Here is an 18333-nt window from a genome sequence, read left to right as displayed (position 1 = left end):
TATACTTTCAATATGCCCCGTAAGTTTGTGAGACACGCGAAGTGTCCCACAAGCCTGCGGGGATCTTTTCCGTCTGCAACGAGGAACCGCTCGTGACAACAATTGTAAGTGTACGCCGTAACGGCAAGGTCGTTATCGGTGGTGATGGCCAGGCCACATTGGGAAATACCGTCATGAAGGGCAACGTCAAGAAAGTACGTCGCCTGTACAACGACAAAGTGATCGCTGGTTTTGCTGGCGGTACCGCTGACGCCTTCACGCTGTTTGAGCTGTTCGAACGCAAACTGGAAATGCACCAGGGTCATCTGGTGAAAGCCGCCGTTGAGCTGGCTAAAGACTGGCGTACCGACCGTATGCTGCGCCGTCTCGAAGCGCTGCTGGCCGTTGCGGATGAAAATGCCTCGCTGATTATCAGTGGTAACGGCGACGTCATCCAGCCTGAAAACGACCTGATCGCGATTGGTTCCGGTGGCCCGTATGCCCAGGCGGCAGCCCGCGCATTGTTGGAAAACTCAGACCTTGGCGCACGCGATATCGTCGAAAAATCGCTGACTATCGCCGGTGACATCTGTATCTATACCAACCATTTCCACACCCTCGAAGAATTGTCTTCTAAAGCGTAAGGATCGAAAATTATGTCTGAGATGACCCCGCGCGAAATTGTCAGCGAGTTAGACAGCTACATCATTGGCCAGGATAAAGCGAAACGCGCTGTCGCGATCGCCCTGCGTAACCGCTGGCGCCGTATGCAGCTTGATGAAGCGCTGCGCCACGAAGTCACCCCAAAAAATATTCTGATGATCGGCCCGACCGGTGTCGGTAAAACCGAAATTGCCCGTCGTCTGGCCAAACTGGCTAACGCGCCGTTCATCAAAGTCGAAGCCACTAAGTTCACTGAAGTGGGCTACGTCGGGAAAGAAGTAGATTCAATTATTCGTGATCTGACCGATGCCGCCGTGAAAATGGTGCGCCTGCAATCCATCGATAAGAACCGCTTCCGCGCCGAAGAAATGGCCGAAGAACGTATTCTCGATGTGCTGATCCCGCCGGCGAAAAATAACTGGGGCCAGGCTGACGAAGCGCACGAGCCTTCTGCCGCGCGCCAGAACTTCCGCAAGAAATTACGTGAAGGCCAGCTCGACGACAAAGAAATCGAAATCAATCTGGCGGCTGCGCCTGTTGGCGTTGAAATCATGTCCCCTCCGGGCATGGAAGAGATGACCAATCAGCTGCAATCCATGTTCCAGAACATGGCCGGACAGAAGCAGAAACCGCGCAAACTGAAAATCAAAGAAGCTTACAAGCTGCTGGTTGAAGAAGAAGCGGCGAAACTGGTGAACCCGGAAGAGCTGAAAGAACAGGCGATTGAAGCCGTTGAACAGCACGGCATCGTGTTCATCGATGAGATCGACAAAATCTGTAAACGCGGCCAGAGCTCAGGCCCGGATGTGTCACGCGAAGGCGTTCAGCGCGATCTGCTGCCGCTGGTGGAAGGCTGTACCGTTTCCACTAAACACGGCATGGTGAAAACGGATCACATTCTGTTTATTGCCTCTGGCGCGTTCCAGACAGCCAGCCCGTCAGACCTGATCCCAGAATTGCAGGGGCGTCTGCCAATCCGCGTTGAGCTACAGGCGCTGTCGACTGAAGACTTCGAACGTATTCTGACTGAGCCAAGTGCATCCCTGACTCATCAGTACAAAGCATTGATGGCGACCGAAGGTGTGACCATTGATTTCACGGCTGACGGCATCCGTCGTATCGCGGAAGCGGCATGGCAGGTGAACGAAACCACCGAGAACATTGGCGCACGTCGTCTGCACACGGTTCTGGAGCGCCTGATGGAAGATATTTCCTACGACGCCAGCGAAAGCAACGGTATCTCCATAAACATTGATGCAGATTATGTTAGAAGCCACCTTGATCAGCTGGTAGCTGATGAAGATCTGAGCCGTTTTATCTTATAATTTGCTCATACGTTCCGAAAGTGATCTTCAGGGAGGCGTTTGCCTCCCTGATTTTTTTTAGATTTCGGACTGACTGTTCACCTGAGCGAAATCACCTATGAGCACAATGACTCCCTGCACCCCGACCACGCCTGCCCGCGCATGGCTTGAAAGCCTGCGTCCTAAAACGCTGCCTCTGGCTTTTGCCTCAATTGTCATGGGTTCGGCGATTGCCAGCCTGCAAGGCGTTTTCCATCCGCTCATCGCGCTGCTGGCGTTGCTGACGGCGGGTTGTCTTCAAATCCTGTCTAATCTGGCCAATGATTATGGCGATGCCGAAAAAGGCAGTGATACGCCCGATCGCGTCGGGCCGTTGCGCGGGATGCAAAAAGGGATGATTACCGCCGCACAGATGAAGCGCGCGATTATCCTGACCATCGCCCTGACGCTCGTGTGCGGTATCGCGCTTATCGCTGTCGCCTGCCACAAACCGAGTGATGTCGTGGGCTTTGTGATCCTCGGCCTTCTCTCTATTGGCGCGGCCATCACATATACCGTCGGCACGCGCCCTTACGGTTATATGGGGCTGGGTGATATTTCCGTTTTGATTTTCTTTGGCTGGATAAGCGTCGCCGGGACATTCTATTTGCAGGCGGGATATTTTGACTGGATTGTGATGCTGCCAGCCACCGCAACGGGATTGCTCTCGACGGCGGTGCTGAATATCAACAATTTGCGCGATATCGAAACCGATCGCGCCAACGGCAAAAACACGCTGGCGGTTCGCCTCGGGCCAGTGAATGCCCGCAATTATCACACGTTTATTTTGGCCGCCGCCACACTGTGCCTGGCCATTTTTTCCGCCGTGTATTTGCGCCACTGGACCGGCTGGTTATTTATTCTGGCCGTACCGATGCTGGTGACTCACGTCATCCGCGTAAGAAAGTCCAAAACATCTTTGGAAGTGCGTCCGCTGCTCGAACATATGGTGAAAACGGCGTTACTGACTAACGTGTTGTTTGCGGTGGGTCTGTTACTCAATTGAATAAAAGTGGCCTGATGTGCGTTTATCGAGCCGCTTTTCACATTTAACAATTGATGATTTTGCCAACATCCGTCCGAAAGGGATATACTGAACACTCATGCAGCAACCAGATGAAATCCTATGAAATACGATACTTCCGAACTTTGCGACATCTACCATGAAGAAGTGAATGTCGTCGAACCCCTGTTCTCCAACTTTGGTGGCCGTACTTCATTTGGCGGGCAAATCACGACAGTGAAGTGTTTCGAAGACAATGGCTTGCTTTATGACTTGCTGGAAGAAAATGGCCGTGGTCGCGTACTGCTGGTCGATGGCGGTGGCTCCGTTCGTCGCGCATTGCTTGATGCCGGTCTGGCACGCCTGGCGTTGCAAAACGAATGGGAAGGGATTGTGATTTACGGTGCAGTTCGTCAGGTAGACGATCTGGAAGAACTGGATATCGGCATTCAGGCGATGGCAGCGATTCCGGCGGGCGCAGGCAGTGAAGGGATTGGCGAAAGCGACATTCGTGTCAATTTCGGCGGTGTCACCTTCTTCTCCGGTGACCATCTTTATGCCGACAACACCGGTATCGTGCTGTCAGAAGACCCGCTCGACATCGAATAACCTTGCGCTTTCAGCAACAAAAAAGGACGCCGTGGCGTCCTTTTTTATTTTCAGGCCGAAGTCATCAGACTTCTTCCATTTTTCCCAGCAATGCACGCAGACGGTCCTGCCACACGTGCTGTTCTTCTTTCAACTGTGCATTTTCACGCACCAGCGATTCATGATTACCACTCGCCTGCTGAACTTCCTGAGACAGGGTATTGTTTTGTTCTTTCAGTTCTTCGATTTCCATCTGCAAAAGAGTAATGGTATCGATCGCTTGCTGAACTTTAGCTTCTAATTTCTCAAATACTTCAAATGACATTTTTCGGTCCCCTTATGTTCGCAAGGCGCACATCTTATGTTCTGCCGCATCATCCGGACACGGCTCAAGAATTCCTGCACTCCGTCGATTTTGATAACGAATACAAACCAAATCCGGGTCTGAATTGCGCCAAAGTCTTGTAAAACCAGCGGGTGTCTTACCGGGTGATTGTATGTAGCCAGCTTTGCCCTGTCTAGCAAGAACCCCTTCCTGCACGCAGTCTGTTGCAATTTTACGGCGCCGGGTATCAGGAAATGCTTAAAAAGCAGCGTCACTCACCAGAAATCCCCGTTAATACCGAATAACCTTATCAGGCCTGTTGTTATGTTCGTTTCAACCGACGCGGCCCAAAAATTGTTAAATCGTGGCCTTTTTCCCGCGCGTGATGGCCTGCGAATACGCGAAATCGCTCATTTTTATGACACGACACACAAAATTTGATTTCGCTATTTCTCGTTTATGCTCGTTAACGATAAATTCACATTACGTTCTCATTTAATGATGAACGTCAAAATCCGATTACGTTCACGTACGACATAACAGAAAAACTATAACCAATCATTAACATCATCCTTAGCAGGATCAAACTATGAGCCAAACCATGAGTTCCACATTAAAAGGTCAGTGCATCGCTGAGTTTCTGGGTACCGGGCTTATCATTTTCTTCGGTGCAGGCTGTGTTGCTGCATTGAAGCTTGCCGGAGCATCCTTTGGCCAGTGGGAAATCAGTATCGTCTGGGGTTTCGGTGTGGCCATGGCCATTTACCTGACTGCGGCGATCTCAGGCGCACACCTGAACCCGGCTGTCACCGTCGCGCTATGTTTGTTTGCAAACTTTGAAGGACGCAAAGTTCTGCCTTACATCATCGCGCAGGTCGCAGGCGCCTTCTGTGCCGCCGCGCTGGTTTACGGCCTTTACTACAATCTGTTCTACGATTTCGAGCAAACTCACAACATGGTACGCGGCAGCGTAGACAGTCTGAGCCTTGCCGGTATCTTCTCGACGTATCCAAACCCGCACATCAGCGTATTGCAGGCGTTCCTGGTTGAAACCGTGATCACCGCCGTTCTGATGTCGCTGATCCTCGGCCTGACCGATGACGGCAACGGCCTGCCACGTGGCCCGCTGGCTCCGCTGCTGATCGGTATTCTGATTGCAGTTATCGGTGCATCCATGGGGCCACTGACCGGATTCGCACTGAACCCGGCGCGTGATTTCGGACCGAAACTGTTCGCTTACTTCGCAGGCTGGGGCAAAGTGGCCTTCACCGGCGCCCGAGATATCCCTTACTTCCTGGTACCGATTTTTGGCCCACTGCTGGGTGCGTGTCTGGGTGCGGTCGGCTATAAAGCATTGATTAGTCGTCACCTGCCACACCAGATTAACGAAACAGCGGCTGACAAAGCGTCACAGCCAACCAAACAGCGTAAGGCCTGATCGGCTAAACGGTTCCACAGCTTACTCATTTGCAGGATGAAAATTATGTCAGCAGATACGACTCACGAAAAAAAATACATTGTCGCACTCGATCAGGGTACGACCAGCTCACGCGCAGTAGTGCTGGATCACGATGCCAACATCATCAGCGTTTCTCAGCGTGAATTTACCCAGATCTACCCTAAATCTGGCTGGGTTGAGCACGATCCGATGGAAATCTGGTCATCGCAAAGCTCGGTACTGGTTGAAGTGCTGGCTAAAGCCGACATCAATTCCGATCAAATCGCCGGTATCGGTATCACCAACCAGCGTGAAACCACCATCGTGTGGGAAAAAGAAACCGGCAAGCCGATTTATAACGCGATTGTGTGGCAATGCCGTCGTACTGCTGATATCTGCGAAAAGCTGAAAAAAGACGGGATGGAAGAGTACATCCGTCACAACACCGGCCTGGTTGTTGACCCGTACTTCTCCGGCACCAAACTGAAATGGATCCTCGATAACGTTGAAGGCTCCCGTGAACGTGCTAAACGCGGCGAACTGCTGTTCGGGACTGTGGATACCTGGCTGGTCTGGAAAATGACTCAGGGACGCGTTCACGTGACGGATTACACCAACGCATCACGTACCATGCTGTTCAATATCCGTGATTTGAAGTGGGATGAACGCATGCTCGAAGCGCTGGATATTCCGCGTGAAATGCTGCCGGAAGTCCGTCCTTCCTCTGAAATTTACGGCCAGACCAACATTGGTGGTAAAGGCGGTACGCGTATTCCAATCGCCGGTATTGCCGGTGACCAGCAGGCGGCGCTTTACGGCCAACTGTGCGTGCAACCGGGTATGGCGAAAAACACCTACGGCACCGGCTGCTTCCTGTTAATGAACACCGGCACCGAAGTTGTTGCATCGAAAAATGGTCTGCTGACCACCATCGCCTGCGGCCCGCGCGGCGAAGTAAACTACGCGCTGGAAGGTGCCGTTTTCGTTGGTGGCGCATCTATTCAGTGGCTGCGTGATGAGCTGAAACTGATCAGCGATGCGACTGACTCCGAATATTTCGCGATGAAGGTGAAAGACACTAACGGCGTTTACGTGGTGCCTGCTTTCACCGGCCTCGGCGCCCCTTACTGGGACCCGTATGCCCGTGGCGCAATCTTCGGTCTGAGCCGTGGTGCGAACAGCAACCACATCATCCGCGCAACGCTGGAGTCTATTGCTTATCAGACCCGCGACGTACTGGATGCCATGCAGGCCGATTCCGGTGCCCGTCTGCAATCCTTACGCGTGGACGGCGGCGCGGTCGCCAACAACTTCCTGATGCAATTCCAGTCCGACATTTTGGGTACCCGCGTTGAGCGTCCTGAAGTGCTGGAAGTTACCGCGCTGGGTTCTGCTTTCCTCGCAGGCCTGGCCGTCGGTTTCTGGAACGATCTGGAAGAAGTCCGCAGCAAAGCCACTATCGAACGTGAATTCCGCCCAAGCATTGAAACGACGGAACGTAATGTCCGCTATAAAGGCTGGCAGAAAGCGGTGGCACGCGTTCGTTCGTGGGAAGATCACGACGAGTAATCCCGTCAGTTTTACGCCAACACCTTTTATGAAACTCCCCATCCGGGGAGTTTTTTATGCGTCCTTCCCACTGTGCTAAAATCTGCGGCACAGATGAGCCTTGTCTCACCGAACTCTTTCTTTTCTTCCAACAGGTTTTCCAATGAAACGTGAATTAGCAATCGAGTTCTCCCGCGTGACCGAAGCTGCCGCGCTCGCCGGTTATAAATGGCTGGGCCGCGGGGATAAAAACCTCGCCGATAACGCCGCCGTGCAGTCCATGCGCATCATGCTTAATAAAGTCGATATCGACGGCACGATTGTGATTGGCGAAGGTGAAATCGATGAAGCACCGATGCTGTATATCGGCGAAAAAGTCGGTACCGGCAACGGCGACGCGGTCGATATTGCGGTGGATCCGATTGAAGGCACGCGCATGACCGCAATGGGTCAGTCCAACGCACTGGCTGTGCTGGCTGTGGGCGATCAGGGTTCTTTCCTCAACGCCCCTGATATGTACATGGAGAAAATTGCCGTCGGTCCTGGCGCGAAAGGCGCTATTAATCTGAACCTGACGCTGGCAGAAAATCTGGCGAATATTGCCAAAGCGCTGAACAAACCGCTGACCGAACTGACTGTTGCCGTGCTAGCAAAACCGCGTCATGACGACGCAATCCGTGAAATGCTGACCGCCGGTGTCCGCGTCTTTGCGTTCCCGGACGGTGACGTCGCAGCAACCATTCTGACCTGCATGCCGGAAAGTGAGGTTGACGTGCTTTATGGAATTGGCGGCGCGCCTGAAGGCGTGATTTCTGCGGCCGTTATCCGCGCGCTGGATGGCGATATGCAGGGGCGATTACTGGCGCGTCATGACGTCAAAGGAGATACGCCGGAAAACCGCCGGATTGGCGAAGAAGAGCTGGCGCGCTGTAAAGCGATGGGGATTGAAGCCGGGAAAGTGCTGTTGCTTGATGATATGGCGCGCAACGACAACGTGATTTTCTCAGCGACCGGGATTACCAAAGGCGATCTTCTGGAAGGCATCAGCCGTCAGGGAAATATGGCGACCACCGAAACACTGCTGATTCGTGGCAAATCCCGCACCATCCGCCGCATCCGTTCGACGCATTATCTAGACCGCAAAGACGCCGCGCTGCACGAATTCATTATCTGATCCGCGGCCTTCCGGTCATCAAAAAGGCAGGTTTTTTTGCCCTGCCTTTTTTAATGTAAAACAAAACGTTAAACCGCATGTCCTTCATGCTGACTGCGGTTCGACATCGGCCACCAGCACAGCAAAATCAGCACAGCCATCGCAAACATCAGCAGGCCAAGACTGAACTGACCGGTTTGCGGCAACATCGCTGACATCCACGCCACCAGCCCGGATCCCATATTCTGCAAACCGCCCACCAGCGCCCCTGCAGCCCCCGCCAGATACGGGAAAGGCTCCATCGCGCCGGTCGTCGCCAGCGGGAATAACATACCCGCGCCGAAGAAGAACAAAGACGCAGGCACGATCAGCGTCCAGATATTCATAATGCCCAGCCAGCCCGGGATCCACATCAATAATCCCGCCAGCAGACAGCTGATGACCGAATGCCACATCAGTTGCTGGAAGCTTTTCTCCGTACGCCCGGCATACCAGGCACCGAAGAATGCCGCAGGGATCGGCAGGATAAACAGGATGCTGACCATCACACCGCTCAGCCCCAACACGCCGCCCATCAGCACGCCGCAGCTGGCTTCAAAGACCGCCACGCCCGCCAGCGCGCCCACCAGCATTACCAGATAGCGGCTGAAATTGCCGTCTGCCAGCAACAAACGCAGGCTGCTGAGCATTTTGCGCGGCGGATGGTCAGCAGTAAATTCCGGGCGGGTTTCCGGCAACCAGCGGTACATCGAAAACGCGACGCCCGCGCACAGAATAAGCAGAAAACCGAAACTCGCCCGCCAGCCCAGCCACGCAGCCAGCGCACCACCGATAACCGGCGCTAACAGCGGGCTGACCAGAATCCCCATGTTCAGCAAACTGTTGGCGTGGCGCAAAGCACCGCCGCTGTATAAGTCACGCGGCATGGTTCTCGCCATCACGCCCGCTACGCCGGTGCCCAGCCCCTGAACCGCACTGGCCAGGATCAGCATATTCAGACTGGATGACACCATCGCGCCCGCCGCACCAATCAGGAAAATCATCAGACCGGTGAGGATCACCGGTTTGCGCCCCACGTTGTCGGACAACGGGCCGTAAATCAGCTGCGAGCCGCCGTAGGTCAGCAAATAAGCGGCCATAACGCGCTGCACTGCCCCCGGTTTGACGGCCAGACTGGTCGCCATATCCGCGATGTTCGGCACATAAATGGTCTGCGCCATCTGACCGACCGCCACCAGCAATATCAGCATCACAAGCAGGTGAATATTTTCCAGATTTTTCATTTTTCAGTTCGTTATCAGATAAGGTGGAAAAAGTTCAGAACAAATAACCAGCAAAACCGCCGATAATACGGCGGCGCATAAGTTAACAAATTCAGATGAATAAGCGAGGGGTGCGGCAAACTCTCCTGTTATTTTGCTGGCAGCGACAGGAGCCAGATCTGTAACGCAGACTGTACAGAAATCGATACTGGCTAACGGACGCAGAACAGGCTGATAACATTTAACCGATAAGGGATCCGAAAAATTTGAAATAAAATCAGCGCATAAATTCGCTATGCATGACGAAATCAGAAACGACAGGAGTTTTTATGGCTGATTGGGTAACGGGAAAAATCAAAAAAGTTGAGCACTGGACGGACAATTTGTTCAGCATCACGGTCAATGCGCCAGTCGACTCTTTTACCGCAGGCCAGTTTGCCAAACTCTCTCTGGAAATCGACGGCGAGCGGGTTCAGCGTGCATATTCCTACGTCAATCCGCCTTCCAGCGCAGACCTGGAGTTTTATCTGGTCAACGTGCCGGAAGGAAAACTCAGCCCGCGTCTGCACGTGATGCAGCCCGGCGACGAAATTCATGTCACCAAAGAAGCCGCCGGTTTTTTCGTGATTGATGAAGTTCCTGAGTGTGACACGCTTTGGATGCTGGCAACCGGTACCGCCATCGGGCCTTATCTGTCAATTTTGCAGGAAGGAGCCGGTCTGGAGCGTTTTAAAAATATCGTACTGATCCACGCCGCGCGCTTTGCTGCCGATCTCAGCTATTTACCGCTGATGCAGCAATTACAGCGACGTTATGAAGGCAAACTGCATATTCAGACCGTCGTCAGCCGTGAAGAAATTTCAGGCTCACTGACCGGCCGTGTCCCGGCGCTGATTGAAAATGGCACGCTGGAAGGGGCTGTCGGCCTGAAGATCAACGCGGAAGACAGCCACATCATGCTCTGCGGAAACCCGCAGATGGTCCGCGATACCCAGCAGGTGCTGAAAGACCTGCATGGCATGCGCAAGCATCTCAAACGCAAACCGGGTCATATGACCAGCGAACACTACTGGTAAGTATTTTTTGTTATGCAGATTTAAATCTGACGTCTTCCGGCTCCGGGCCAAAACGATTTGTGCCCGGTGTACCGGCGAAAGCGCCGCAGTCGATAATCAGCATGATGAAAATGACCGAAGGCACCAGCCGTCCTAATACCCAGCTCCACGTCTGCGGCATCGCCGCCGCCCAGTTTCCGGCCACCAGCATCCACGCCAGCACAAACAACAATGCCCACCAGGCCGACTTATTGCGGTCATGTAACCTTTTCACCAGCACCGCCGCCGTTGGCCACAACAGGACGACCAGCGCGAAACCCGCGGTCTGATAGGTAATCCATAGCTGTGCGGCAAAGAAGAAATCGGCGGCCATCAGAATCAGCCAGCTGATCATCCAGATCCAAAAATCGCGGCGGCCCAGGCGGCCGTTAAAAGAAAACAGTGCGTGCTGTAACGTCATTGACCGTCGGTTCCCTAAAAAACAATGAGAGGAAAATGTTAAAACAGGGCGAGTGTACCTGATGCACCGTGGCCGGGAGAATGTTTACGCACTCCTTTTGACATTGCCCCCCGATCACCGCTTTAATCGGTCTGTTGAAACAAAATAAGAAACGCCCTATGACTGTTGCTAAATCGATTTTACAACTGGCTTTGCACGTATTACTGATACTCGCGGGCCAGAACACAGCCCTTGCCGATCCGCCGGCTGACCATTCCGGCGCAGAAGAGATGCCGAAAGCCCCGTATCTTCTGGCAGGCGCACCGACATTCGAAACGACGCTGATTAACTTCCGCGCCAAATACAATGAAGCGAATCCGACCCAGCAGATCGGCGAATTCCGCGCAATCAGTGAATCCGCTAACAGCTCGCTGACCCGCGCGGCCAGCAAAATTAACGAAAATCTCTATGCCTCCACCGCGCTGGAAAAAGGCACAGGCAAAATCAAAACGCTGCAAATTACCTATTTGCCGATTCAGGGCCCTGAAGAAAAAGCCGCCCGCACGCTGGCTGTCAGCTATATGGCGAATCTGATGCGTCAGTTTGATGCCACCCTTTCGCCGGAACAAAGCGTGGCGAGAGTGACGTCCCTGATTGAAAAAGGGAAAGGTCAGCAGTTTTATAAACAGGAAGTTGGGGCGGTGCGTTTTGTGATTTCAGACAATGGCGAAAAAGGCCTGACGTTTGCCGTTGAGCCGGTAAAACTGGCGCTGGCCGAGCCCTGAGATGACGGTTTTTAATGACAAAAAGCAAAGCCTTTATGGTCAATGATCTCTATACTGTTGCACAGGTAATCTGCTTGTTTGGCAGAAATTTTAATCGACACTCGCGTCCCCTTTTGGAGGAAAAAACATGCGACATCCATTAGTGATGGGTAACTGGAAGCTTAACGGCAGCACCCACATGGTTAACGAACTGATTGCTGCTCTGCGTACCGAGCTGAGCACCGTTGTAGGTTGTGGCGTTGCAATTGCTCCACCAGAAGTTTACCTGTCACAGGCTAAACACGCTCTGGCCGGCAGCCGTATCGCGCTGGGTGCTCAGAACGTTGATGCTAACCTGTCCGGCGCATTCACCGGTGAGATCTCTGCCGACATGCTGAAAGATATCGGTGCGAAATACATCATCATCGGTCACTCAGAACGCCGCACTTACCACAAAGAAAGCGACGAGTTCATTGCTAAGAAATTTGGCGTGCTGAAAGAAGCGGGTCTGATCCCTGTTCTGTGCATCGGTGAAACTGAAGCAGAAAACGAAGCCGGTAAAACTGAAGCCGTATGCGCTAAGCAACTGGACGCCGTTCTGAACACTCTGGGCGCGAAAGCATTCGAAGGCGCAGTGATCGCTTACGAACCTGTTTGGGCTATCGGTACAGGCAAATCAGCGACCCCAGCTCAGGCTCAGGCCGTTCACAAATTCATCCGTGACCACATCGCTAAACAAGATGCTGCTGTGGCTGAACAAGTTATCATCCAGTACGGCGGTTCTGTTAACGCTGCTAACGCTGCTGAACTGTTCACTCAGCCAGACATCGATGGCGCACTGGTTGGCGGCGCATCACTGAAAGCTGACGCTTTCGCTGTGATCGTTAAAGCGGCCGCAGAAGCAAAACAAGCGTAAGCCTGTTCCTTCTGAGCGCAAAAAACCCCGGCTTGCCGGGGTTTTTTATTGCCTGAAAACAGGATTAACGCTTGCTGATTTGGTCGAAAATCCCGTCAGTCGCGAAGTGATCTTTCTGCGCCTGAGCCCAAGTTCCTGCAACATCACCAATGGTGAACAGTTTCAGTTTAGGGAATTCAGCATCGAATTTTTTCTCAACAACCGGATCACGCGGACGATAGTAGTTTTCAGCTGCAATAGTCTGGCCTTCCGGTGAGTACAGGTACTTCAGATAAGCTTCTGCCACGGTACGCGTATCACGCTTATCGACCACTTTATCCACCACAGAAACCGTTGGCTCTGCCAGAATCGATTCGCTTGGCGTCACGATTTCAAACTTGTCTTTTCCAACTTCTTTGGTGGCCAGCAGCGCTTCGTTTTCCCAGGCAATCAGCACATCACCAATACCGCGTTCCACAAAGGTATTTGTCGCGCCGCGGGCACCGGAATCCAGCACTTCCACGTTTTTATACAGCGCTTTCACAAAATCCTGAGCTTTCGCTTTGTCATTGTTGTTGTGATGCAGGGCATAGCCCCACGCAGCCAGATAGTTCCAGCGCGCACCGCCTGATGTTTTAGGATTCGGGGTGATAATCGATACACCCGGTTTGATCAAATCATTCCAGTCGTGAATTTGTTTCGGGTTGCCTTTGCGAACCAGGAATACGATGGTCGACGTGTAAGGGGCAGAATTGTCTGGCAGGCGGGTGATCCAGTTTTTATCAATACGGCCGCGTTCAGCGATAGCATCTACGTCATACGCCAGGGCGAGGGTCACGACATCGGCTTCAATACCGTTAATGACAGACGTTGCCTGCTTGCCTGAACCGCCGTGTGACTGGCGAACGGTCACGGTATCACCGGTTTTGCCCTGCCAGTATTTACTGAATGCTTTGTTATATTGCTCATAAAGCTCACGGGTTGGATCGTACGACACGTTCAGAATCTGAATGTCTTTGGCAATCGCCCCGGTTGCTACCAACAGTAATGCCAGACCTGCACCCCATTTACGCATACGCATCGCACTCTCTCCCAAAAATAGTTTTTATGGATTTCATTAATTTGATTGGATGAACAGAGCGTGCCAGAGAAAAAGAAAACAACTAAAGAATAAAAGGTTTTTTTCTATTACTTTCTGGAATAACCAGAAACAGGTCGAAAAAAAACCTCCCGTAAAGGAGGTTCTTATATTCAGGCAAGAAGCTGTTTTTAGAACAGTTTTTTAGCTGTATCGTACCAGTCTTCTTTGAACTTACTTTTCTTGTTCTCAGGAGAAATACACACAGAGATCAGTTCGTGAACCATTTTCTCGTTTTGAACACCGACGCAGTAACCGCCTTTGCCGTAGTCACGACCTTCTTCCATCAGCAGGTCTACCGCGTAAGCACCCATGCGGGACGCTAAAATACGGTCATAAGCAACCGGTGCACCACCACGCTGGATGTGACCCAGTACGGTGCCACGGGTTTCACGACAGGTTTCTTTCTCGATGTATTTAGCCAGCTCATCGATATCATCTAACTTTTCAGTGATGGCGACGATAGCGTGCTTTTTACCTTTCGCGATGCCGGCTTTGATTTCAGCAACCAGATCATCACGTTTGAATTCTACTTCTGGGATGGCGATAAATTCGCAACCACCGGCAATGGCCGCAGCCAGAGTCAAATCGCCGCAGTAACGGCCCATCACTTCAACGATAGAGATACGCTGGTGTGAAGAAGAGGTGTCACGCAGGCGGTCGATAGCTTCAACCACAGTACCCAGAGCAGTGAAGAAACCGATGGTGTAGTCAGTACCGGCAACGTCGTTGTCGATGGTGCCTGGCAGGCCGATACAACGAATGCCACCTTCTTTCGTCAGCAGGTCAGCACCGGCATAAGAACCGTCACCGCCGATAACGACGAGGCCGTCGATACCGCGATCTTTCAGGTTTTGCAGGGCAACTTTCCGCATGTCCGGATCGCGGAATTCAGGGAAACGCGCTGAACCCAGGAAAGTACCGCCACGGTTGATCATGTCTGAAACGCTGTAGCGGTCGAGTTCTCGCATGCGATTTTCGTACATGCCGAGATAGCCATCTTCAATACCGAAAACTTCCAAACCTGCGGATAACGCCGAACGCACAACGCCGCGGATCGCAGCGTTCATGCCCGGTGCATCGCCACCGCTTGTCAGTACACCAATTTTTTTGATCATGACTACCTCTGAACTTGTAGATGCAATTTCTTAAGAATCTTGAGCCTGCCCGTCGGCGGATTTAACTTTTGCAGCCAAAGGGCTTATTAGCGTTTGAGCCTATAGTATAACAAAACACCGTAGCTGAATTGATTCAAGTCAGCAAGAACACGCATACAACGCTCTGTACATCGCAATTTACTGATTCATACGGCTTTTACAAGATATTTCCGGTTGGTTACGCGCAGATTTCCATCTTGTTAATTTCCGGTTTTGTGAAACAATTCCAAATTGCGGACAAAAAAAACCCCACCTTTCGGTGGGGGAAGACAGGGATGGTGTCTATGGCAAGGAAAAACAGGGATCTTACTCGGTCGTGCTGGTACTACTCGTCTTCTGGGCAGAAGGGGGTTGTAAACCAGAAAGCTGCGCTTGCATCTCTTTCATGCGTTGCTCGTGCTTCCTGTTAAGTACATCTTTTTGCTCGGGAGACAGAAGATTAAACATCTGGTTGCGGATGCGGGCCATTTCGACCTGGCGGTCCACTTGTTCCTGAGCCATTAATTCGGCTTGAGCCCTTACAGCGGCCTGATTAAATTTTTCAGCGGTCACCAGCCTGTGCATAGTTTCCATCTGTTCTACATTTACATGAGGCAAATCTTTACGGGCCTGATGCATTAGGTCGCGCATTTGTTGGCGCTGTTGCTCGGTCAGATTCACACCATCAAACAGTGTGTTGCGTTCCTGAGGCTTATCCAACAACGTGCTATCATGTTCTGCTGGCATCGCCGACACTGGTTTTGCGCCATCTGCTAAAACGACACCTGAACTCAGCGTCAGAAGCGTGGCCAAACCAATTGAAGCTGCCTTAAACATCACATACTCCTAAAGTCTTTATCGCTCATCGCGAATCATTGAAAAGCAGTCTAAACCTGCTGCTGCAAACAAGCGTCAGTGCTTGTAAAAGTACGTAAAGTCATGGAATAGCGGCAATTGATGACGTATTTTGCGTCTAGAGGTAAATACAATGAATAAAATTTTGTTAGTTGATGATGACCGTGAACTGACTTCACTTTTGAAAGAATTACTCGAAATGGAAGGCTTTAATGTTGTGGTGGCTTACGACGGTGAGCAGGCATTAGAGAAAATCGATAATACCATCGATCTTCTGTTACTTGACGTGATGATGCCGAAGAAGAACGGCATTGAAACCCTTAAAGAATTACGCCAGCGCCACCAGACGCCAGTGATTATGTTAACCGCTCGCGGCAGTGAATTAGACCGTGTTCTCGGCCTCGAACTGGGTGCCGATGACTATCTGCCAAAACCGTTTAACGACCGTGAACTGGTTGCGCGCATCCGCGCCATGTTGCGCCGTTCCAACTGGAGCGAACAGCAGCAAACCAATGAAAATAATGGCTCGCCAACGCTGGAAGTCGACGGGCTGCAACTTAACCCCGGCCGCCAGGAAGCCAGTTTTAACGGTGAAGCGCTGGATCTCACCGGGACTGAATTTACCCTGCTGTATTTACTGGCAAAGCATCTCGGACAGGTCGTTTCACGCGAGCATCTGAGCCAGGAAGTACTGGGTAAACGTCTGACGCCGTTTGACCGTGCCATCGATATGCATATTTCTAATTTGCGCCGTAAATTGCCCGACCGTCAGGACGGACATCCGTGGTTTAAAACCTTGCGCGGACGCGGTTATCTGATGGTTTCTGCTTCATGATAAACAGCCTTACGGCGCGTATCTTTGCCATTTTTTGGTTCACATTAGCGCTGGTGCTGATGTTGGTATTGATGGTGCCGAAACTCGATTCTCGCCAGATTACGCCGTTGCTCGATAACGAACAGCGGCAAGGCCTGATGATTGAACAACATGTCGAAGCCGAACTCGCCACGGATCCGGCTAATGACCTGATGTGGTGGCGCAGGCTGTTCCGCGCGATCGATAAGTGGGCTCCGCCGGGCCAGCGCCTGTTGCTGGTCACCAGCGAAGGCCGCGTCATCGGTGCGCAGCGCAATGAAATGCAGATCGTGCGTAACTTCATCGGGCAGTCTGACAACTCCGATCGTCCGAAGAAAAAGAAATATGGCCGCGTTGAAATGGTGGGGCCATTTTCTGTTCGTGACGGCGAGGACAACTATCAGCTTTACCTGATGCGTCCGGCCAGTAGCTCTCAGTCTGATTTTATCAATCTGATGTTTGACCGCCCGCTTCTTTTGCTCATCGTCACAATGCTCATCAGCGCTCCGCTTCTGCTCTGGCTGGCATGGAGTCTGGCGAAACCTGCACGTAAGTTGAAAAACGCCGCAGATGACGTTGCACGGGGAAATCTCAAACAACATCCGGAACTCGAAGCCGGACCGCAGGAGTTCCTCGCGACTGGCGCCAGTTTCAACCAGATGGTCAGCGCGCTCGAACGCATGGTGACCGCGCAACAACGGCTGATTTCAGATATCTCGCATGAACTCCGTACACCGCTGACGCGACTTCAGCTGGCAACCGCGCTGATGCGTCGTCGCCACGGTGAAGGCAAAGAGTTGCAGCGCATCGAGAATGAGGCGCAGCGTCTGGACGGTATGATCAATGACCTTCTGGTGTTATCGCGCAGTCAGCACAAAAATGAGCTGTCGCGGGAAACCCTGAAGGCCAACGAATTGTGGGCTGGCGTGATTGATGATGCGCAGTTTGAAGCTGAGCAGATGGGCAAAACCCTTGAGGTGACATCGCCTCCGGGCCCGTGGAAACTCATCGGCAATGCGGCAGCGCTCGACAGCGCACTGGAAAACATTGTGCGCAACGCCCTGCGCTATTCACATCATCACATCGCGCTGAACTTCGCTCACGACAACGAAGGTATCACCATTACCGTGGATGACGACGGCCCAGGCGTCAGTGAAGAAGATCGCGAACAGATTTTCCGTCCGTTCTACCGGACTGATGAGGCTCGCGATCGTGAATCAGGCGGAACTGGCCTCGGGCTGGCGATTGTGGATACCGCCGTTCAGCAGCACAGAGGTAAGGTTAAAGCCGAAGACAGCCCGCTGGGTGGCCTTCGCCTGATTATCTGGCTGCCGCTGCACCAGCGTTGAGTTTCTGCTATTCTGCGTCCCTCTATCAGGGGGACGCATGCTTAACATCGTTTTATTTGAACCAGAAATCCCGCCAAATACCGGCAATATTATCCGTTTGTGTGCCAACACCGGATGTCAGCTTCACCTCATCGAACCGCTGGGTTTCGGCTGGGACGATAAGCGCCTGCGCCGTGCCGGGCTCGATTATCACGAATTCGCTCACATCAAACATCACCCAAACTACGACGCTTTTCTCAGCAGCGAAAATCCGCAGCGTCTGTTCGCTTTGACCACAAAAGGCACGCCCGCTCACAGCGGCGTCAGCTATCAGGATAATGATTTTTTGCTGTTCGGCCCGGAAACGCGCGGCCTGCCCGCTACAATCCTGGATGCACTGCCTGTCAGACATAAAATCCGTATTCCGATGCTCGCAGAAAGCCGCAGCATGAACTTATCGAATGCTGTTTCTGTGGTGGTTTACGAGGCCTGGCGCCAGCTGGGATATCCGGGTGCTTTACTCAAAGAGTAAACCGGAAGAGAAAAAATGAAATGAACGATGGCATGT

19 protein-coding genes are annotated in these 18333 nt (G+C 52.3%); 13 read left to right on the top strand and 6 right to left on the bottom strand.

What is annotated here, in order from left to right; translation table 11 throughout:
* Nucleotides 1–92: 92 nt before the first annotated feature.
* The 4 genes from hslV (at nucleotide 93) to rraA (ending at nucleotide 3597) form a co-directional block, all read left to right on the top strand.
* Nucleotides 93–623 carry an ATP-dependent protease subunit HslV gene (gene hslV / locus J1782_RS13330; protein ID WP_152325026.1) on the top strand — a complete coding sequence of 177 codons (531 nt, stop codon included), beginning with the start codon at nucleotides 93–95 and terminating at the stop codon, nucleotides 621–623.
* Between the two features lie 12 nt (nucleotides 624–635).
* Complete coding sequence (gene hslU / locus J1782_RS13325) at nucleotides 636–1967, top strand: HslU--HslV peptidase ATPase subunit (protein ID WP_152325025.1); 1332 nt, start codon at nucleotides 636–638, stop codon at nucleotides 1965–1967.
* Nucleotides 1968–2064: 97 nt separating this feature from the next.
* A complete protein-coding gene (locus tag J1782_RS13320; protein ID WP_152325024.1) occupies nucleotides 2065–2991 on the top strand; it encodes a 1,4-dihydroxy-2-naphthoate polyprenyltransferase in 927 nt (308 codons plus the stop codon).
* 120 nt (nucleotides 2992–3111) lie between these two features.
* Nucleotides 3112–3597, top strand: a complete 486-nt coding sequence (rraA, locus tag J1782_RS13315) for a ribonuclease E activity regulator RraA (RefSeq protein ID WP_152325023.1) — start codon at nucleotides 3112–3114, stop codon at nucleotides 3595–3597.
* A gap of 64 nt (nucleotides 3598–3661) precedes the next feature.
* Here rraA and zapB read toward each other — a convergent pair whose 3' ends face one another.
* Nucleotides 3662–3901, bottom strand: a complete 240-nt coding sequence (zapB, locus tag J1782_RS13310) for a septal ring assembly protein ZapB (protein WP_013577585.1) — start codon at nucleotides 3899–3901, stop codon at nucleotides 3662–3664.
* 589 nt (nucleotides 3902–4490) lie between these two features.
* Between zapB and J1782_RS13305 the strand changes: the two genes are divergently transcribed.
* The 3 genes from J1782_RS13305 to glpX all read left to right on the top strand — a co-directional run bounded on the left by J1782_RS13305 (nucleotide 4491) and on the right by glpX (nucleotide 8061).
* The gene (locus tag J1782_RS13305; protein WP_152325022.1) at nucleotides 4491–5339 is read left to right on the top strand and encodes an MIP/aquaporin family protein; all 849 of its coding nucleotides are present in this window, start codon (nucleotides 4491–4493) and stop codon (nucleotides 5337–5339) included.
* Nucleotides 5340–5384: 45 nt separating this feature from the next.
* Nucleotides 5385–6908 (top strand): glycerol kinase GlpK, encoded by a 1524-nt coding sequence (gene glpK / locus J1782_RS13300; RefSeq protein WP_152325021.1) that lies wholly within the window; start codon nucleotides 5385–5387, stop codon nucleotides 6906–6908.
* Between the two features lie 142 nt (nucleotides 6909–7050).
* A complete protein-coding gene (glpX, locus tag J1782_RS13295; RefSeq protein ID WP_104923989.1) occupies nucleotides 7051–8061 on the top strand; it encodes a class II fructose-bisphosphatase in 1011 nt (336 codons plus the stop codon).
* A 68-nt stretch (nucleotides 8062–8129) separates the two neighbouring features.
* On the opposite strand, the gene emrD is transcribed toward glpX, so the two are convergent.
* Nucleotides 8130–9323 (bottom strand): multidrug efflux MFS transporter EmrD, encoded by a 1194-nt coding sequence (emrD, locus tag J1782_RS13290; protein WP_165062030.1) that lies wholly within the window; start codon nucleotides 9321–9323, stop codon nucleotides 8130–8132.
* A 308-nt stretch (nucleotides 9324–9631) separates the two neighbouring features.
* Between emrD and fpr the strand changes: the two genes are divergently transcribed.
* Nucleotides 9632–10378 carry a ferredoxin--NADP(+) reductase gene (gene fpr / locus J1782_RS13285; RefSeq protein ID WP_165062028.1) on the top strand — a complete coding sequence of 249 codons (747 nt, stop codon included), beginning with the start codon at nucleotides 9632–9634 and terminating at the stop codon, nucleotides 10376–10378.
* A 10-nt stretch (nucleotides 10379–10388) separates the two neighbouring features.
* Here the strand turns inward: fpr and J1782_RS13280 are convergent, their stop codons facing one another.
* On the bottom strand, nucleotides 10389–10817 hold the full coding sequence (locus J1782_RS13280; protein WP_152325018.1) for a DUF805 domain-containing protein: 429 nt from the start codon (nucleotides 10815–10817) through the stop codon (nucleotides 10389–10391).
* A 158-nt stretch (nucleotides 10818–10975) separates the two neighbouring features.
* Between J1782_RS13280 and J1782_RS13275 the strand changes: the two genes are divergently transcribed.
* Together J1782_RS13275 and tpiA are read left to right on the top strand one after the other, a co-directional pair.
* The gene (locus J1782_RS13275; protein ID WP_217153312.1) at nucleotides 10976–11581 is read left to right on the top strand and encodes a DUF1454 family protein; all 606 of its coding nucleotides are present in this window, start codon (nucleotides 10976–10978) and stop codon (nucleotides 11579–11581) included.
* A 127-nt stretch (nucleotides 11582–11708) separates the two neighbouring features.
* Nucleotides 11709–12476, top strand: a complete 768-nt coding sequence (gene tpiA, locus J1782_RS13270; RefSeq protein ID WP_104923984.1) for a triose-phosphate isomerase — start codon at nucleotides 11709–11711, stop codon at nucleotides 12474–12476.
* 64 nt (nucleotides 12477–12540) lie between these two features.
* Here tpiA and J1782_RS13265 read toward each other — a convergent pair whose 3' ends face one another.
* The 3 genes from J1782_RS13265 to cpxP all read right to left on the bottom strand — a co-directional run bounded on the left by J1782_RS13265 (nucleotide 12541) and on the right by cpxP (nucleotide 15566).
* Nucleotides 12541–13530 (bottom strand): sulfate ABC transporter substrate-binding protein, encoded by a 990-nt coding sequence (locus J1782_RS13265; RefSeq protein WP_165062058.1) that lies wholly within the window; start codon nucleotides 13528–13530, stop codon nucleotides 12541–12543.
* A gap of 194 nt (nucleotides 13531–13724) precedes the next feature.
* Complete coding sequence (pfkA, locus tag J1782_RS13260; RefSeq protein WP_152325016.1) at nucleotides 13725–14711, bottom strand: 6-phosphofructokinase; 987 nt, start codon at nucleotides 14709–14711, stop codon at nucleotides 13725–13727.
* 345 nt (nucleotides 14712–15056) lie between these two features.
* Nucleotides 15057–15566, bottom strand: coding sequence for a cell-envelope stress modulator CpxP (gene cpxP, locus J1782_RS13255; RefSeq protein WP_152325015.1), 510 nt, complete (start codon nucleotides 15564–15566; stop codon nucleotides 15057–15059).
* A 151-nt stretch (nucleotides 15567–15717) separates the two neighbouring features.
* On the opposite strand from cpxP, the gene cpxR reads away from it, so the two are divergent.
* Genes cpxR through trmL form a run of 3 tightly spaced genes read left to right on the top strand, consistent with a single transcriptional unit; the run spans nucleotide 15718 to nucleotide 18297 of the window.
* A complete protein-coding gene (gene cpxR / locus J1782_RS13250; RefSeq protein ID WP_013577597.1) occupies nucleotides 15718–16419 on the top strand; it encodes an envelope stress response regulator transcription factor CpxR in 702 nt (233 codons plus the stop codon).
* Nucleotides 16416–17786, top strand: a complete 1371-nt coding sequence (cpxA, locus tag J1782_RS13245) for an envelope stress sensor histidine kinase CpxA (protein ID WP_152325014.1) — start codon at nucleotides 16416–16418, stop codon at nucleotides 17784–17786. The genes cpxR and cpxA overlap by 4 nt, the downstream gene beginning before the upstream one ends.
* Before the next feature lie 37 nt (nucleotides 17787–17823).
* Nucleotides 17824–18297: a tRNA (uridine(34)/cytosine(34)/5-carboxymethylaminomethyluridine(34)-2'-O)-methyltransferase TrmL gene (gene trmL / locus J1782_RS13240; protein ID WP_217153311.1), complete on the top strand. Its 474-nt coding sequence runs from the start codon at nucleotides 17824–17826 to the stop codon at nucleotides 18295–18297.
* Nucleotides 18298–18333 lie beyond the last annotated feature (36 nt).

Source organism: Rahnella sp. BCC 1045, assembly GCF_019049615.1.
GTDB classification, from domain to species: Bacteria; Pseudomonadota; Gammaproteobacteria; order Enterobacterales; family Enterobacteriaceae; genus Rahnella; species Rahnella contaminans.
The sequence above is the reverse complement of the archived record's forward strand: the minus strand, read 5'-3'. Positions and strand labels throughout refer to the sequence as shown.

Bases quoted from the DNA above. Each gene is read 5' to 3' on its own strand.
- hslU (WP_152325025.1), top strand. From the start codon at position 636: ATGTCTGAGATGACCCCGCGCGAAATTGTCAGCGAGTTAGACAGCTAC.
- J1782_RS13320 (WP_152325024.1), top strand. From the start codon at position 2,065: ATGAGCACAATGACTCCCTGCACCCCGACCACGCCTGCCCGCGCATGG.
- rraA (WP_152325023.1), top strand. From the start codon at position 3,112: ATGAAATACGATACTTCCGAACTTTGCGACATCTACCATGAAGAAGTG.
- zapB (WP_013577585.1), bottom strand. From the start codon at position 3,901: ATGTCATTTGAAGTATTTGAGAAATTAGAAGCTAAAGTTCAGCAAGCG.
- J1782_RS13305 (WP_152325022.1), top strand. From the start codon at position 4,491: ATGAGCCAAACCATGAGTTCCACATTAAAAGGTCAGTGCATCGCTGAG.
- glpK (WP_152325021.1), top strand. From the start codon at position 5,385: ATGTCAGCAGATACGACTCACGAAAAAAAATACATTGTCGCACTCGAT.
- glpX (WP_104923989.1), top strand. From the start codon at position 7,051: ATGAAACGTGAATTAGCAATCGAGTTCTCCCGCGTGACCGAAGCTGCC.
- emrD (WP_165062030.1), bottom strand. From the start codon at position 9,323: ATGAAAAATCTGGAAAATATTCACCTGCTTGTGATGCTGATATTGCTG.
- fpr (WP_165062028.1), top strand. From the start codon at position 9,632: ATGGCTGATTGGGTAACGGGAAAAATCAAAAAAGTTGAGCACTGGACG.
- J1782_RS13280 (WP_152325018.1), bottom strand. From the start codon at position 10,817: ATGACGTTACAGCACGCACTGTTTTCTTTTAACGGCCGCCTGGGCCGC.
- J1782_RS13275 (WP_217153312.1), top strand. From the start codon at position 10,976: ATGACTGTTGCTAAATCGATTTTACAACTGGCTTTGCACGTATTACTG.
- tpiA (WP_104923984.1), top strand. From the start codon at position 11,709: ATGCGACATCCATTAGTGATGGGTAACTGGAAGCTTAACGGCAGCACC.
- J1782_RS13265 (WP_165062058.1), bottom strand. From the start codon at position 13,530: ATGCGTAAATGGGGTGCAGGTCTGGCATTACTGTTGGTAGCAACCGGG.
- pfkA (WP_152325016.1), bottom strand. From the start codon at position 14,711: ATGATCAAAAAAATTGGTGTACTGACAAGCGGTGGCGATGCACCGGGC.
- cpxP (WP_152325015.1), bottom strand. From the start codon at position 15,566: ATGTTTAAGGCAGCTTCAATTGGTTTGGCCACGCTTCTGACGCTGAGT.
- cpxR (WP_013577597.1), top strand. From the start codon at position 15,718: ATGAATAAAATTTTGTTAGTTGATGATGACCGTGAACTGACTTCACTT.
- cpxA (WP_152325014.1), top strand. From the start codon at position 16,416: ATGATAAACAGCCTTACGGCGCGTATCTTTGCCATTTTTTGGTTCACA.
- trmL (WP_217153311.1), top strand. From the start codon at position 17,824: ATGCTTAACATCGTTTTATTTGAACCAGAAATCCCGCCAAATACCGGC.